Annotated in this window: 12 protein-coding genes and 2 pseudogenes; 7 read left to right on the forward strand and 7 right to left on the reverse strand. The window is 60.3% G+C overall.

The features are described 5' to 3' along the window. Positions 1-6 precede the first annotated feature (6 nt). Both ACLH1I_RS08295 and ACLH1I_RS08300 read left to right on the forward strand, forming a co-directional pair. Entirely contained in the window at positions 7-1035 is a 1029-nt protein-coding gene (locus tag ACLH1I_RS08295) for a FecCD family ABC transporter permease (RefSeq protein WP_198079581.1), read from the forward strand. Continuing rightward, positions 1032-1829 carry an ABC transporter ATP-binding protein gene (locus ACLH1I_RS08300; protein WP_017898796.1) on the forward strand — a complete coding sequence of 266 codons (798 nt, stop codon included), beginning with the start codon at positions 1032-1034 and terminating at the stop codon, positions 1827-1829. Before ACLH1I_RS08295 ends, ACLH1I_RS08300 begins: the two co-directional genes overlap by 4 nt. A 41-nt stretch (positions 1830-1870) precedes the next feature. Here the strand turns inward: ACLH1I_RS08300 and ACLH1I_RS08305 are convergent. The 3 genes and pseudogenes from ACLH1I_RS08305 to ACLH1I_RS08315 all read right to left on the reverse strand — a co-directional run bounded on the left by ACLH1I_RS08305 (position 1871) and on the right by ACLH1I_RS08315 (position 4135). Beyond that, positions 1871-3012 (reverse strand): annotated as a pseudogene (locus ACLH1I_RS08305) (HlyD family secretion protein). Beyond that, positions 3012-3356 carry a DUF3302 domain-containing protein gene (locus ACLH1I_RS08310; protein WP_004202413.1) on the reverse strand — a complete coding sequence of 115 codons (345 nt, stop codon included), beginning with the start codon at positions 3354-3356 and terminating at the stop codon, positions 3012-3014. Before ACLH1I_RS08310 ends, ACLH1I_RS08305 begins: the two are co-directional and overlap by 1 nt. Positions 3357-3493: 137 nt before the next feature. Next, positions 3494-4135, reverse strand: coding sequence for a Crp/Fnr family transcriptional regulator (locus ACLH1I_RS08315; RefSeq protein ID WP_004202412.1), 642 nt, complete (start codon positions 4133-4135; stop codon positions 3494-3496). Between the two features lie 238 nt (positions 4136-4373). Here ACLH1I_RS08315 and ACLH1I_RS08320 point away from each other — a divergent pair, with 238 nt between their 5' ends. The 5 genes from ACLH1I_RS08320 (at position 4374) to ACLH1I_RS08340 (ending at position 10888) form a co-directional block, all read left to right on the forward strand. Further along, a complete protein-coding gene (locus ACLH1I_RS08320; RefSeq protein ID WP_151628481.1) occupies positions 4374-5297 on the forward strand; it encodes an aminoimidazole riboside kinase in 924 nt (307 codons plus the stop codon). 164 nt (positions 5298-5461) lie between these two features. Next, positions 5462-6979 (forward strand): carbohydrate porin, encoded by a 1518-nt coding sequence (locus tag ACLH1I_RS08325; protein WP_004202408.1) that lies wholly within the window; start codon positions 5462-5464, stop codon positions 6977-6979. Between the two features lie 104 nt (positions 6980-7083). Further along, a complete protein-coding gene (locus ACLH1I_RS08330) occupies positions 7084-8454 on the forward strand; it encodes a sucrose-specific PTS transporter subunit IIBC (protein ID WP_004202407.1) in 1371 nt (456 codons plus the stop codon). Next, positions 8454-9854 (forward strand): sucrose-6-phosphate hydrolase, encoded by a 1401-nt coding sequence (locus ACLH1I_RS08335; protein ID WP_049117075.1) that lies wholly within the window; start codon positions 8454-8456, stop codon positions 9852-9854. The genes ACLH1I_RS08330 and ACLH1I_RS08335 overlap by 1 nt, the downstream gene beginning before the upstream one ends. 23 nt (positions 9855-9877) lie before the next feature. After that, positions 9878-10888, forward strand: coding sequence for a LacI family DNA-binding transcriptional regulator (locus ACLH1I_RS08340; RefSeq protein WP_017898803.1), 1011 nt, complete (start codon positions 9878-9880; stop codon positions 10886-10888). Positions 10889-10941: 53 nt separating this feature from the next. Here ACLH1I_RS08340 and ACLH1I_RS08345 read toward each other — a convergent pair. The 4 genes and pseudogenes from ACLH1I_RS08345 to ACLH1I_RS08360 all read right to left on the reverse strand — a co-directional run bounded on the left by ACLH1I_RS08345 (position 10942) and on the right by ACLH1I_RS08360 (position 15212). Continuing rightward, positions 10942-11545 (reverse strand): annotated as a pseudogene (locus tag ACLH1I_RS08345) (hypothetical protein). A 184-nt stretch (positions 11546-11729) separates the two neighbouring features. Then, positions 11730-12752: an ABC transporter permease gene (locus ACLH1I_RS08350; protein ID WP_025999105.1), complete on the reverse strand. Its 1023-nt coding sequence runs from the start codon at positions 12750-12752 to the stop codon at positions 11730-11732. Between the two features lie 19 nt (positions 12753-12771). Beyond that, positions 12772-14256 carry a sugar ABC transporter ATP-binding protein gene (locus tag ACLH1I_RS08355; RefSeq protein WP_004202401.1) on the reverse strand — a complete coding sequence of 495 codons (1485 nt, stop codon included), beginning with the start codon at positions 14254-14256 and terminating at the stop codon, positions 12772-12774. Between the two features lie 32 nt (positions 14257-14288). Next, complete coding sequence (locus tag ACLH1I_RS08360; RefSeq protein ID WP_002892597.1) at positions 14289-15212, reverse strand: sugar ABC transporter substrate-binding protein; 924 nt, start codon at positions 15210-15212, stop codon at positions 14289-14291. Positions 15213-15291 lie beyond the last annotated feature (79 nt).

The raw sequence follows: 15291 nt of genomic DNA on the forward strand, positions 1-15291 counted from the left end.
TCTGGCGTGATGGATCATTATCGCCATATCGTGCGTCGCCGCCTGCTGCTGTTGCTGCTGCTGGCGCTGTTGATTGTCGCTTCACTGCTGTTCGATTTTATGCTCAGCCCTTCCGGACTGCCGCTGCAGAGCCTGTGGCAGACGTTAACCGATCCGGCCAGCGCCGATCCGGGCATTCGCGCCATCGTCTGGGATATCCGCCTACCCTATGCGGTGATGGCGATTATCGTCGGTCTGGCGCTGGGACTGGCTGGTGCCGAAATGCAGACCATCCTCAATAACCCGCTGGCCAGCCCGTTTACCCTGGGCGTCTCCTCGGCTGCGGCGTTTGGCGCCGCGCTGGCGATTGTGCTGGGTATTGGTCTGCCCGGTATTCCCGGCCAGTGGTTTATCTCGGCCAACGCCTTTATCTTCGCCCTGCTGGCGGCCCTGCTGCTGGATGGCATTACCCGCTGGACCCAGGTGGCTACCTCCGGCGTCATTCTGTTCGGCATCGCGCTGGTCTTTACCTTTAACGCCCTGGTCTCGATGCTGCAGTTCATCGCCAATGAAGACACTCTGCAGGGGCTGGTGTTCTGGACCATGGGCAGCATCGACCGCGCCTCCTGGAGCAAAGTCGCCATCCTGCTGGTCGCCCTGGCGCTGGTGATGCCCCTGTCGCTGCGCAGCGCGTGGGCGCTGACCGCCCTAAGGCTGGGCGAGGACCGGGCCATCAGCTTTGGCATTAACGTTCGCCGTCTGCGCCTGAGCACGCTGCTGCGGATCAGCATTCTGTCGGCGCTTTCGGTGGCCTTTGTCGGGCCAATCGGCTTTATCGGCCTGGTGGCGCCGCATATTGCGCGGATGCTCTTCGGCGAAGATCATCGCTTTTACCTGCCCGCCAGCGCGTTGATCGGCGCCCTGGTGCTCTCCCTGGCCTCCATCGCCTCGAAGAACCTGATACCGGGGGCCATTATTCCGGTGGGGATCGTCACTTCCCTGGTAGGGGTCCCGTTCTTTTTGAGCATTATTTTACGTCACCGGGGGCAAGTATGAGCGACCAGACGTTATCCGGGCTGTCGCTGTCTCACTTCAGCGCTGGCTACCCCAGACGTAAGGTGATCGAGAACCTGACGGTTCCCCATCTGCCGCGGGGGAAAATCACCGCGCTGCTGGGGCCAAACGGCAGCGGTAAATCGACGTTAATGCGAGCGATGGCGGGACTGGGCCCCTGCCGCGGCGAGCTGCGCCTGGAGGGAGAAAATCTGCTGACGCAGCCGTTCTCACGTCGCGCAGAACAGGTGGTCTATCTTCCGCAGACGCTGCCCGCCGGCGTGCATCTGCATGTGCTGGAGTCGATTATCGTGGCCCAGCGCGCCGCCGGGGGACGCCACAGCGCCCAGCAGCAGGAAGAGGTGATGGCGCTGCTGCGACAGCTGGGAATTGCCCACCTGGCGATGAGCTACCTCGATCAGCTCTCCGGCGGGCAAAAACAGTTGGTGGGTCTCGCCCAGTCGCTGATTCGCCAGCCGCGCCTGCTACTACTCGATGAACCGCTCAGCGCGCTTGACCTCAACTACCAGTTTCACGTGATGGATCTGGTGCGCCGGGAGACCCGGCGGCGCAACATCGTGACTCTGGTGGTGGTGCACGACATCAATATTGCCCTGCGTCACGCCGACCACGTGCTGATGCTCAAAGCGGGCCAGCTGCTCGGCGACGGCACCCCGGCCACGGTCATCACCCCTGAGACCCTGGCGGCCGTCTATGGCGTGCGCGGCCGTATTGAACCCTGTTCGCAGGGGGTGCGGCAGGTGATTATTGACGGGCTGGTGGACCGCGAGGCCTGACCGCGGCGCGGGGATGGTTGGTCCTCCCCGCGCCCGCCGGCTTAGTGATCGAGATAGATGTAGTTTTCCCAGCTCTTCATGCGGATCAGGATCTTCCTGATCAGCGACAGCTCTTTCAGGTGATCTGAGTAGACCGCCGCCTCGAGGGTAGCACCCTGCGGCAGGGCGTATTCGGCAAAACGTGGATCGGTCACCTTTAGTACCACCAGCGCCCGGCCATGGGTATTGAGCGCGTCCGTAGTCAGCAGTTTGCCCTGGCCCTGAAACTGACTCTCGCCAATCGCCGGCAGCACATCGGCCACTTCCCCGCGGAAGACGGTGCCCGGGATGGCCGGAAACATCAGCTCCGCGGGCTCGCCTTTGTACAGACGCTGCAGGGCGTTCTGGCGAAATGCCGCGACATACTCCCGCGAGGCGTCGCCCTCCACCGGCACAAAGGTCATCAGCGGCAGCATTCCCAGCGCGGTGGACATGGTACCAGGGCGTAAGCCGACGGTGCTGACATAGCCGTCTTCCGGGGCGCGGACGACGGTGTTATCCAGCTGAAACTGCGCCTTCTGCAACTGCGCCAGCAGGGAGGCCACGGTGGTATTTTTGCCCTTCACCACCGAGTCCAGCGCGTTCGCGCCTGAACCACTTTCGCCTGAGCCGCGCTGACGCTGGCTTCATCGGCTTTCCACGTCTGCAGACGGGTATCGACCATTTGATCGGAGAAGGCGCCCTGGGCATGCCCCTCCCGAAAGCGGGCATACTCCCGCCGCGACTGGTCGCGCTGAGCCACCGCTCTGCTCAGCTCGGCCTCCGCCTGGCTTAACGCGGCGTTGAGGGAGAGCGCATCCTGGCTGGCCGCTTTAATCTGCGCCTGCAGATCGTCCACCTTTGCCTGGAACGGCGTCGGGTCGAGAGTAAACAGCACATCGCCCTTATGCAGCCTCTGGTTAGGTCTCACCGGTACGCTCTGCACCCGACCGCGCACCTGCGACACAATCGGTACGGTGCGAAACACCTGATTGCCGACGTCGGTATAGGGGAAGTTGTAATTCATCCCGAAGATCACCGCGCCAATCAGGGCGATACCGCCGAGCACCGCCGTCGGCACGGTCCACTTATTGAGCGGGATGCGGAAGACTTTAAACACCACGATGCATAGCGCGGCGTAGGTCAGCAACATTAACGTTTCCATTATTTTGCCTCCTTCGCTTTCAGAAGGTCCACTTCGCGCTGCACCTGCTCCAGCCGCTGGACCACCGTTTCCAGACGCTGATGCAGCACCTGCTGGTCGTCAGCGATGCGGCGCATCCCCCATCCGCGGTCTTCGCGCCACAGCGTCGCCCAGATCCACAACAAGGGCCACAGGGCATGCAGGGTAAATAAGCTGACCCAGCCGGCATAATGAATCGCATCCTGATGAGGATGGCGCCGCTCTTTGGCGATTTCATAAGGAATATCGTGAATAACAATCACGCCATAAAAAAGTATTAAGGCCACGGCGATCAGAATCGCCAGCGCCACATAGTCCAGGGTCATAAAATAACTCCAGAGTGCAAGGTTAAATAAATAAAACGGCCAGATTCAGGCGTAGCAGGGCCGGGAGAAAACGCGCGCTTAGCGCTTTCCCCGGGCGGATTTTAGCGACGTTATGTCGGGGAGCCGACGAATCTGAATCAGAATTTCTCAGGAATAGAGCGGTCGATGGAAATCAGTTTGCCTTTTTTCACCGTGATATATCCCCCCTCGCGCAGGGCGGCCAGCACCTGATAAACATAGCTGCGCGAGAGATTGGTCCGTTTAATAATAAATGCCGACAGACTTTCATGTTGCCCGCCATCGATTTCACCGCGATATAAATAGCGCGACAGCATCGACTTAATAGTCTGAAAGCTAGTCTGGCTGCCGCGTTCATAGTGGGCATCAAGGGCAAATATACCCATATAGGCCAGGATCGTGGTCAGCTCTTGCATATAGCCCGGCGACGAATGAAAGAATATCCGTTCAAAATCGCTGGCGGATATTTTCGCCAGCTGGCATTCGCCCAGACACTGATAATAGAGCGCCACCGACGGACAATAATGTTCCAGCAACCCTAACGGCATATGCGCGATAACAATCCCAATAAGGTTCTGCTCGTCACCAAAGGCCAGCGTCATTTGCCCCTGCAGCAAAAAATAGAGATAGCCCGGCTGCGGCAGAAACGGCTGGTCTTTACTCAGGCTCAGGGTTTCACTGCAGGCGATCACCGCCGGCAGGTGCGTGGTCAGCGTCAGCTTCTGGTACCGATCGTAAATATCGCCAAAACTGGGGTTCATCGCGCTACGCACTCCTTCACCTTTTATCACCGCGGCGGGGCTAACCGCGGCCTGTGGAACTATACCTAAGCGGGTCAGGAAGGAAAAGTCCAGATCTGGAGTGGCGAAATATTCCGCCTGGCTCACATTTTTCACCCTCGACCCGCCCTTTCGTCCGCCAATCGTTCCGCTTGCCGCCAGGCTGTGCTTTAATTAGCTAAAACGGTTTAACAAAGTTTAGCTAAGAGGAACTAGTCCTATGAATGGTAAAATCTGGGTACTCGGCGATGCGGTCGTCGATCTCCTGCCCGACGGAGAGGGCCGCCTGCTGCAATGCCCCGGCGGCGCGCCGGCCAACGTCGCGGTCGGCGTGGCGCGGCTCGGCGGCGATAGCGGGTTTATCGGCCGCGTCGGCGACGATCCCTTCGGCCGCTTTATGCGTCACACCCTGGCGCAGGAGAAGGTGGATGTGAACTATATGCGCCTCGATGCGGCGCAGCGCACCTCCACGGTGGTGGTCGATCTCGATCGCCACGGTGAGCGCACCTTTACCTTTATGGTCCGCCCGAGCGCCGACCTGTTTCTTGCGCCTGAGGATCTTCCGCCGTTTGCCGCCGGTCAGTGGCTGCACGTTTGCTCTATCGCTCTCAGCGCGGAGCCGAGCCGCAGCACGGCATTCGCGGCGATGGAGGCGATAAAGCGCGCCGGGGGCTATGTCAGCTTCGACCCCAATATCCGCAGCGACCTGTGGCAGGATCCACAGGAACTGCGCGACTGTCTCGACCGGGCGCTGGCCCTCGCCGACGCCATAAAACTCTCGGAAGAGGAGCTGGCTTTTATCAGCGGCAGCGACGACATCGTCAGCGGCATCGCCCGGCTGAACGCCCGCTTCCAGCCGACGCTGTTGCTGGTGACCCAGGGCAAAGCGGGGGTGCAGGCCGCGCTGCGCGGGCAGGTTAGCCACTTCCCTGCCCGCCCGGTGGTCGTCGTCGATACCACCGGCGCCGGCGATGCCTTTGTCGCCGGGCTGCTCGCCGGACTCGCCGCCCACGGTATCCCTGACAACCTCGCCGCCCTGGCTCCCGACCTCACGCTGGCGCAAACCTGCGGCGCGCTGGCCACCACCGCCAAAGGCGCCATGACCGCCCTGCCCTACAGGGACGATCTTCAGCGCTCGCTGTGATCCCGTTGGGCCGGCTAACGGCCCACTTTGCTGGCGACATCACAATTCTTAAACCGGTTTAGCAATTTTTATTTTCACCGCATTACCGACATGTTTACCATATTAACTAAACCGGTTTAGCAAACGTTAGCACACTCACTGATTTACCTTTGGATGTCACCAACATGTATAAAAAACGGAAGTTAGCCATTCTTATTGCTTTGCTAACCGGCGCCGCCGCCGCCCATGGGCAGACAGACCTGAACAGCATTGAAGCGCGTCTCGCCGCCCTGGAAAAACGTCTGCAGGATGCCGAGACTCGCGCCAGCACTGCCGAAAGCCGCGCCGCCTCGGCGGAGCAGAAAGTTCAGCAGCTAACCCAGCAGCAGCAACAAACCCAGGCCACCACCCAGCAGGTGGCCAAACGCACCACCCAACTGGAAGAAAAAGCCGAACGGCCCGGCGGCTTTGAGTTCCACGGCTACGCCCGCTCCGGGGTGATCATGAACGACTCCGCCGCCAGCACGAAATCCGGGGCCTATATGACCCCCGCCGGGGAAACCGGCGGCGCCATTGGTCGTCTGGGCAACCAGGCCGACACCTATGTGGAAATGAACCTCGAACATAAGCAGACCCTGGACAACGGGGCGACCACCCGGTTCAAAGTGATGGTGGCCGATGGGCAAACCACCTATAACGACTGGACGGCGAGCAGCAGCGACCTGAACGTGCGCCAGGCGTTCGTCGAGCTGGGCAACCTGCCGACCTTCGAGGGTCCGTTCAAAGGCTCGACCCTGTGGGCCGGGAAGCGCTTTGACCGCGACAACTTCGATATCCACTGGATTGACTCGGATGTGGTGTTCCTCGCCGGGACCGGCGGCGGGATCTACGACGTGAAGTGGAACGACAGCCTGCGCAGCAACTTCTCGTTATACGGCCGCAACTTTGGCGATATCGCCGACAGCAGCAACAGCGTGCAGAACTATATCGTCAGCATGAATAACTTTGCCGGCCCGGTGCAGATGATGGTCAGCGGGATGCGGGCGAAAGATAATGACGACCGCCAGGACGCAAACGGCAATCTGGTGAAAGGCGATGCCGCTAACACCGGGGTTCATGCCCTGCTAGGTCTGCACAATGAGAGCTTCTATGGCCTGCGCGACGGGACCAGCAAAACGGCCCTGCTGTACGGTCACGGCCTGGGCGCCGAGGTCAAAGGCATCGGCTCCGACGGCGCGCTGCGTCCGGGAGCCAACACCTGGCGTTTCGCCAGCTACGGCACCACCCCGCTGAGCGATCGCTGGTTTATTGCCCCGGCCGTGCTGGCGCAGAGCAGTAAAGATCGCTATGTCGATGGCGACAGCTATCAGTGGGCCACTCTCAACCTGCGTCTGATTCAGGAAGTGACGCAGAACTTCGCCCTCGCCTGGGAGGGCAGCTATCAGTACATGGATCTGCAGCCTGAAGGCTACAACGATCGCCATGCGGTCAATGGCAGCTTCTACAAGCTGACCTTCGCCCCGACCTTCAAGGTCGGCAGCATCGGCGACTTCTTCTCGCGCCCGGAGATCCGCTTTTATACATCGTGGATGGACTGGAGCAAAAAGCTGGATAACTACGCCAACGACGACGCGTTAGGCAGCAACGGGTTCAAATCGGGCGGCGAATGGTCGTTCGGTATGCAAATGGAGACCTGGTTCTGACGTGAACCCGGGCGACAGGGTAAGTAAAACATAAATATAAGGTTCGCGGTGCCAGCCATGGCCGGCGCCGCCCACGCCATATCATCATGCATTCAGAGGGTACTATGGATTTTGAACAGATTTCCCGCTCACTGCTTCCCCTGCTGGGCGGCAAGGAAAATATCGCCAGCGCCGCGCACTGCGCCACCCGGCTGCGGCTGGTGCTGGTCGACGACGCGCTCGCCGACCAGCAGGCGATTGGCAAAATCGACGGCGTGAAAGGCTGCTTTCGTAATGCCGGACAGATGCAGATCATCTTCGGCACCGGGGTGGTCAATAAAGTCTATGCTGCCTTTATCCAGGCGGCGGGTATCAGCGAATCGAGCAAATCCGAAGCCGCCGACCTGGCGGCGAAAAAGCTGAACCCGTTCCAGCGCATTGCCCGCCTGCTGTCCAACATCTTTGTGCCGATTATTCCCGCCATCGTCGCCTCCGGCCTGCTGATGGGCCTGCTGGGGATGGTGAAAACCTACGGCTGGGTCGACCCGGGCAACGCTATCTATATCATGCTGGATATGTGCAGCTCGGCGGCGTTTATTATTCTGCCGATCCTGATCGGCTTTACCGCCGCCCGCGAATTTGGCGGCAACCCTTATCTGGGCGCGACCCTCGGCGGGATCCTCACCCACCCGGCGTTGACCAACGCCTGGGGCGTCGCCGCCGGCTTCCACACCATGAATTTCTTCGGCATCGAAGTGGCGATGATCGGCTATCAGGGTACGGTCTTCCCGGTGCTTCTGGCGGTGTGGTTTATGAGCCTTGTCGAAAAACGGCTGCGCCGCGTTATTCCTGACGCGCTGGATCTGATCCTCACGCCGTTCCTGACGGTGATTATCTCTGGCTTTATCGCCCTACTGCTGATCGGCCCGGCCGGGCGCGCGCTCGGCGACGGCATTTCGTTTATCCTCAGCACGCTTATCAGCCATGCCGGCTGGCTGGCGGGCCTGCTGTTCGGCGGCCTCTATTCGGTGATCGTCATTACCGGTATCCATCACAGCTTCCATGCCATTGAGGCGGGTCTGCTCGGCAATCCGTCAATCGGCGTCAACTTCCTGCTGCCTATCTGGGCGATGGCCAACGTCGCTCAGGGCGGCGCCTGCTTTGCCGTGTGGTTTAAAACCAAAGATGCCAAAATCAAAGCCATTACCTTGCCGTCGGCGTTTTCGGCGATGCTGGGGATCACCGAGGCGGCGATCTTCGGGATTAACCTGCGCTTTGTGAAACCGTTCATCGCCGCACTGGTGGGCGGTGCCGCCGGCGGCGCCTGGGTGGTGTCGATGCACGTCTACATGACCGCGGTGGGCCTGACGGCGATCCCGGGAATGGCCATCGTGCAGGCCAGTTCGCTGCTGAACTACATTATCGGGATGGCGATCGCCTTCGCCGTGGCATTCGTACTCTCTCTGACGCTGAAATACAAAACGGACGCTGAATAATGTCATTACCGTCACGCCTGCCTGCGATCCTGCAGGCCGTTATGCAGGGCCAGCCGCAGGCGCTGGCCGACGACCATTACCCGCAATGGCATCTGGCGCCGGTCAGCGGACTGCTGAACGATCCCAACGGCTTTTGCCAGGTCGCCGGGCGTTACCACCTGTTTTATCAGTGGAACCCGCTCGCCTGCGACCACACCTATAAGTGCTGGGGACACTGGAGCTCAGCCGACCTGCTGCACTGGCGGCATGAACCTATCGCCCTGATGCCGGATGAAGAGTATGACCGCAACGGCTGCTACTCCGGCAGCGCAGTCGAGTTCGAGGGTACCCTGACCCTGTGCTACACCGGCAACGTGAAGTTCCCCGACGGCGGGCGCACCGCCTGGCAATGTCTGGCGACGGAAAATGCCGATGGCACCTTCAGCAAGCTGGGGCCGGTACTGCCGCTGCCGGAAGGCTATACCGGCCATGTACGCGACCCTAAGGTGTGGCGCCAGGACGGGCGCTGGTACATGGTCCTCGGGGCGCAGGATGTGCAACAGCGCGGCAAAGTGCTGCTGTTTACCGCCAGCGACCTGCGGGATTGGCGCCTGGTGGGCGAGATAGCCGGGCATGACGTTAACGGCCTGGCGAACGGTGGCTACATGTGGGAGTGCCCGGACCTGTTTCCGCTGGCGGACACCCACCTGCTGATCTGCTGCCCGCAGGGGCTGGCCCGCGAAGCTCAGCGTTTTCTCAATACCTATCCTGCGGTGTGGATGGCAGGCCGTTTCGACGCCGAACGCGGCGCCTTCGACCATGGCCCGCTGCACGAGCTGGACAGCGGCTTTGAGTTCTACGCGCCGCAGACCATGCTGGCCGAAGATGGCCGCCGCCTGCTGGTCGGCTGGATGGGCGTCCCGGACGGGGAAGAGATGCATCAGCCCACCCGCGCGCAGGGATGGATCCACCAGATGACCTGCGTGCGCGAACTGGCGTGGCAGTCGGGTGCCCTGTATCAGCGTCCGCTGCGCGAACTGACCGCCCTGCGCGGGGAAGCCCAGGGCTGGCGCGGGCAGACCCTGCCCCTCGCCCCGATGGAGCTGGCCTTTGACATCGCCCCCAACAGCACGCTGGGGCTGGATTTTGCCGGCGCCCTACAGCTCACCGTCAACCGCGACGGCCTGCGCCTGTCGCGCCGCGGCCTGCAGACGGCGGAGATGCATCATCGCTACTGGCGCGGCGAGGCGCGGCGGCTGCAGATCTTTATCGACCGCTCCAGTGTGGAAATTTTCATCAACGATGGCGAAGGGGTAATGAGCAGCCGCTTCTTCCCGGGCTATCCGGGGCAGCTCATCTTCAGCGGTGCGACGCCGGTGGCATTCTGCCGCTGGCTGCTGCGGCCATGCATGGTAGAATAAGCGTTTTGCTTTCAGGCTCCCGGGTGCTGATGAAAACCAAACGCGTAACTATCAAAGATATCGCCGAACTGGCGGGCGTCTCCAAAGCGACCGCCAGCCTGGTACTCAACGGTCGTGGCAAAGAGCTGCGCGTGGCGCAGGAGACGCGCGAGCGCGTGCTGGCGATCGCCCGCGAGCAGCACTATCAGCCGAGCATTCACGCGCGCTCGCTGCGTGATAACCGCAGCCATACCATTGGCCTGGTGGTGCCGGAAATCACCAACTACGGGTTTGCCGTTTTCTCCCATGAGCTTGAGACGCTCTGCCGGGAAGCCGGCGTGCAGCTGCTTATCTCCTGCACCGACGAAAACCCCGGCCAGGAGAGCGTGGTGGTCAATAACATGATTGCCCGCCAGGTCGACGGCCTGATCGTCGCCTCGTGCATGCACAGCGATGCCGACTACCTGAAGCTCAGCGAACAGCTGCCGGTGGTGCTGTTTGACCGCTCCCCCAGCGACAGCGCCCTGCCGCTGGTGATGACTGACTCGGTCACCCCAACGGCCGAACTGATCTCCCGCATCGCCCCTCAGCATGCGGACGAGTTCTGGTTTCTCGGCGGCCAGCCGCGGCTATCGCCTTCGCGCGACCGGCTGGCGGGATTCACCCAGGGCCTGGCTCAGGCGGGGGTTACGCTGCGTCCCGAATGGGTGATCAACGGCAACTATCACCCCAGCTCCGGCTACGAGATGTTCGCCGCGCTCTGCGCGCGGCTGGGACGGCCGCCGAAGGCGCTGTTCACCGCGGCCTGCGGCCTGCTGGAAGGGGTCCTGCGCTATATGAGCCAGCACCATCTGTTGGACTCCAATATTCATCTCGCCAGCTTCGACGATCACTATCTGTACGATTCACTTTCCCTGCGCATTGATACCGTGCAGCAGGATAATCGCCAGCTGGCCTGGCACTGCTACGATCTGCTCAGCCAGCTGATCGACGGCCAGGCGCCGGAGCCGCTCCAGCGCTATCTGCCCGCTACCCTGCAGTTTCGCCATGCCTGACGGCGCCGGCGGCGATTAGCGTTTTCGCCGGGCGCGCGCCGCCTGCCTCAGCGTCAGCAGCACGCTGGCGAGCACCACGCCGAGGCCAATTGTTACCTGCCAGCGGTAAGCCATCAGCAGCGAGGGCAATCCGCCGTCCGGCGCCAGCATCACGAGATTCCAGCCCGCCAGGCCGGCATTGCCGTTCAGCGCCCGGCTTAACATCCGCTGATGCGGGGCGAAGGGCTGAATGGTCTGGTAATGGCTGCCGAACAGCGGCGGCTGCATCTCCCGCGGGAACTGTGCCTGCACTTGGGCCAGCACGCTGGCCGGCAGCGCATGCGATGCCGCCAGCAGATGCCCGTCGCCATTCACCAGCAGTAGCCGATAATGCCGCTGCCGGGCCAGGGTATGCAGATCGGCGCGCATCACCGCCAGCGGCCAGGTCGCTTCCCGCTGCGGAGCGGGGGTGTTCATCCGCTGTTCAAGGCGTTCCGCCACCCACCGCGCATCCTCCTCCAGCTGCCGGGTATGCATCTCACGGTAAACCTCTCTGGCCGGCAGGTTCACGCCCCGACTGAGGATCAGGATCGCCAGTCCCGCCAGCAGGCTGACGATAATGCCCCTTCTCCCCGGTCGCGAGAGCGGCGAGGATTTGATTAAGGATGGTGTATTCATACGACTCCAGAAACAGGGGGCAAGGCGTGGCCCCCTGGCGAATGGACAACAAAAGTCGCGAAACTGTACAGGATGCGCAGCGCGGGAAAAACAGACAGCCGGCGCCTGGCGGGACGTATTTTGTTTATTTCTGGACAGGGTTGGCGGTAACGACGCGCTTCGCCGTTGCCGCCAGTTGATAAGATTAGCGTTTTTTCCGGTTGCGGCGCATGTCGATGGTCACCGCCGCGACGATAATGATCCCTTTAATAATATCCTGCACGTAGGCATCGACGCCGACAAAGGTAAAGCCGCTCTTGATCAGGCCAAGGATCATCGCGCCAATCAGGGTGCCAGTAATGCGCCCCACCCCACCCATTAAGCTGCTGCCGCCGATCACCGCCGCGGCAATCGCGTCCAGCTCGTAGGACATCCCCATGCTCGACTGGCCACTGCTGACGCGCGCCGCCAGCACTACCCCAGCCAGCCCGGAGAGCGCCCCGGCGATGGTGTAGACGATCACCAGGTATTTATTCACGTTGATGCCGGACACTTTGGCCGAGGTCATGTTGCCGCCGATGGCATACACATATTTGCCATACCGGGTATGCTTCAGCGCAATGTGAAACACTGCGGCAATCACGAAGAAGATGATCACCGGCATCGCCCCCTGGCCTATCGCCGTAAAACTGTCGGAGAGGAAGCTTATCGGATTGCCCTGGGTGTAATACTGCGCCAGACCGCGCGCCGAGACCATCATCCCGAGGGTGGCGATAAATGGCGGGATGCCGGTTCGCGTCACCAGGAAACCGTTGGTCAGCCCACACAGCAGGCCGACGCCGATCCCCGCGCAAATCGGGATCACCGCCGGCAGGTTGACCAGCGCCGGGAACATTGGCGACAGGCTGTCGGAGGTTTGCGCCAGGCTCGCCGCCACCACCGCCGCGAGGGCGATAACCGAGCCGGAGGAGAGGTCAATCCCGGTGGTGATGATCACCTGGGTGACGCCGACGGCGATGATGCCGATGATCGCCACCTGCAGCACAATCAGCACCAGGCGGTTGGTATTGAGCAGGAACGACTGGTCGCGAACATACCAGCCGGCGATTTCAAAGGTCAGGGCAATCACCAGCATCACCACAAAGATGCCGGTATCTTTCGGCATTTTATGCCGCAAATTAGCGAAGAAGGAGGAACCCTCGCTGGCCGGAGCCGCCGTTAATTTCATATTACTCATTCTCTGTGCCTCAATGGGATGCCAACGACAAAATGGTTTCCTGGTCGGCTTCGTCTTTTTCCAGGATGCCGGTGATACGGCCTTCATGCATCACCATGACCCGGTCACTCATGCCAAGGATTTCCGGCAGCTCAGAGGAGACCATAATGACCGCCACCCCCCGGTTCGCCAGTTCACTGATAAGATGATAAATTTCCGCCTTCGCCCCGACGTCGATGCCGCGGGTCGGCTCATCGAGAATTAAGATTTTCGGTTGCGCTAACAGCCAGCGCGCAATCAGAACTTTTTGCTGATTCCCCCCGCTGAGGTTATTAATAATTTGATCCATCGTCGGCGTTTTAATATTGAGCCGACGGATTTGCTCCATGCAGTCTTCGGCCATTTTCACGTGCTGGACAAAACCGCTCTTGCCGATATATTCCGGCATTTTGACGATACTCATATTTTCCAGCACCGACAGCACCAGAAACAGGCCCGACTTTTTACGGTCTTCGGTTAATAACGCCATTCCCTTTTCAATCGCCACGGAGGGGGAATCAATGGTCACCGGCGCCCCGTCGATCAGCACTTCGCCGCTGTCGAAGCGTTCCATGCCAAACAGGCTTTCCATCACCTCGCTGCGCCCGGCGCCCACCAGCCCGGCCACGCCGAGGATCTCGCCGCGACGCACGGTAAAGCTGACATCATGGAACACGCCCTGGCGCGTCAGATTGCGCACCGTCAGCACCTCTTCGCCGATGGTGTTATTAAATTTCGGGAACAGCTGGGTTAATTCGCGGCCCACCATCTGGGTGATCAGCGACTGGCGGGTAAATTCGGTGGTGTTTTTGCTCCCCACCCAGGTCCCATCGCGAAAGACGCTGATCTCATCGGTGATAGCGAAGATCTCATCCATTTTATGGCTGATATAGATGATCGCTTTGCCCTGGGCCCGCAGGTCGCGGATGATGGTGAACAGGTGAGCTACCTCGCCTTCGGTCAGCGCCGAAGTGGGCTCATCCATGATCACAATATCCGCGTTCCATGAGACCGCTTTGGCAATCTCCACCATCTGCTGGGCGGCGATGCTCAGGTCCCCCACCAGCCGGTCGGCGGTTAAGCGAATATTCAGCTTATCCAGCAGCGCCTGGGTCTGGCGGGTCAGCTGGCCGTGGTCGACAAAGCCGTACTTCATCGGCTCGCGCCCCAGCCAGATATTCTCCGCCACCGTCATATGCGGCACCAGATTCAGCTCCTGGTGGATCATCGATATCCCCGAGCGCAGCGCATCCATGGTGTCGGTAAACTCCACCGGCTCACCTTTCACGCGAATCGATCCTTTATCCGGGCGATAGATACCGATCAGGCACTTCATCAGCGTGGATTTACCGGCGCCGTTCTCACCCATCAGGGCGTGCACCGTTCCCGGGCGCACGCGTAATGAGACATTATCGAGCGCCTTCACGCCGGGGAAGAACTTACTGATACCTTCGGCTTCAAGGGCAAAAGCGTTCATACATCCACCTCCGTACAGCGGGTTGGCCAGGATTATTTCTGATTACGATTGGTAAATTCAGCCATGTTCTCTTTGGTGATCAGCTGATACGGCACGTCGATGATTTTCTCCACTTTCTCACCGTTCGCCAGCTTGATGGCCGCGTCTACGGCGCCCTCACCCTGGCCTTTCGCATCCTGGAAGATGGTGGCGATCATCTTGCCGCTCTTCAGCATCTGCAGCGCATCCGGGGTGCCATCCACGCCGGCGATGAGAATATGGTTCGGATTTTTACCCAGCGCCTGCAGGGCGCCGATCGCCATTTCATCGTTGTTGGAGGCGATGGCCTGGATATCCTCGCCGCTGGTCATCCAGTTGCTGACCACGTCCACGGCGTCATTGCGGGTGAATTTCGCGGTCTGCTTCTGCACGATTTTGATGTTCGGGTATTTGGCGACGACCTCTTCCACCCCTTTGGTGCGGTCGCGAGTAGATTCATTCGCCAGGTCGCCGAGCAGTATCGCCACATTGCCCTTACCGTTCATCGCCTTCGCCAGCGCTTCCATCTGCAGACGGCCGGCGAGAATCGAGTCCGACCCCACATAGGCCATCTTGTCGGTCAGCTCCGCCTGCGGGCGACGGTTCACAAATACCAGCGGGATCCCGGCCTTGGTGGCCTGATCCATGATCGGTTTCACCGCATTGGTATCCACCGGGTTAACGATAATGGCGTCCACCCCCTGGCCGATAAAGTTCTGCACCTGCTGCAGCTGCTGGGAGACATCCCCTTTCGCATCCTCGATCTGCGATTTCACCCCATCTTTTTTCATCTCTTTTTGCATCGAGGTACGCAGGATCGTCAGGAAGTTATCGTCAAACAGCGCCATCGAGACGCCAATGGAGACATCTTTTGCCATAACCACCGCAGGCAGCATGCAGGCTAACAAAGAGGCAACAATCGTTTTCTTAATATTCATAGTTGATCCTTGATTTTGTAGGTACGCCGGTGAATGAAACAAAATGAAAAATTAATTTCAGTCAGGTTGCGACAAATGT

This window comes from Klebsiella sp. 1SOBk10mer (assembly GCF_046602535.1).
GTDB classification, from domain to species: domain Bacteria; phylum Pseudomonadota; class Gammaproteobacteria; order Enterobacterales; family Enterobacteriaceae; genus Klebsiella; species Klebsiella quasipneumoniae.

What these genes read in the sequence shown, in the direction of transcription:
- ACLH1I_RS08300 (WP_017898796.1), top strand. Translation starts at nt 1,032, where the DNA reads ATGAGCGACCAGACGTTATCCGGGCTGTCGCTGTCTCACTTCAGCGCT.
- ACLH1I_RS08310 (WP_004202413.1), bottom strand. Translation starts at nt 3,356, where the DNA reads ATGACCCTGGACTATGTGGCGCTGGCGATTCTGATCGCCGTGGCCTTA.
- ACLH1I_RS08315 (WP_004202412.1), bottom strand. Translation starts at nt 4,135, where the DNA reads ATGAACCCCAGTTTTGGCGATATTTACGATCGGTACCAGAAGCTGACG.
- ACLH1I_RS08320 (WP_151628481.1), top strand. Translation starts at nt 4,374, where the DNA reads ATGAATGGTAAAATCTGGGTACTCGGCGATGCGGTCGTCGATCTCCTG.
- ACLH1I_RS08325 (WP_004202408.1), top strand. Translation starts at nt 5,462, where the DNA reads ATGTATAAAAAACGGAAGTTAGCCATTCTTATTGCTTTGCTAACCGGC.
- ACLH1I_RS08330 (WP_004202407.1), top strand. Translation starts at nt 7,084, where the DNA reads ATGGATTTTGAACAGATTTCCCGCTCACTGCTTCCCCTGCTGGGCGGC.
- ACLH1I_RS08335 (WP_049117075.1), top strand. Translation starts at nt 8,454, where the DNA reads ATGTCATTACCGTCACGCCTGCCTGCGATCCTGCAGGCCGTTATGCAG.
- ACLH1I_RS08350 (WP_025999105.1), bottom strand. Translation starts at nt 12,752, where the DNA reads ATGAAATTAACGGCGGCTCCGGCCAGCGAGGGTTCCTCCTTCTTCGCT.
- ACLH1I_RS08355 (WP_004202401.1), bottom strand. Translation starts at nt 14,256, where the DNA reads ATGAACGCTTTTGCCCTTGAAGCCGAAGGTATCAGTAAGTTCTTCCCC.
- ACLH1I_RS08360 (WP_002892597.1), bottom strand. Translation starts at nt 15,212, where the DNA reads ATGAATATTAAGAAAACGATTGTTGCCTCTTTGTTAGCCTGCATGCTG.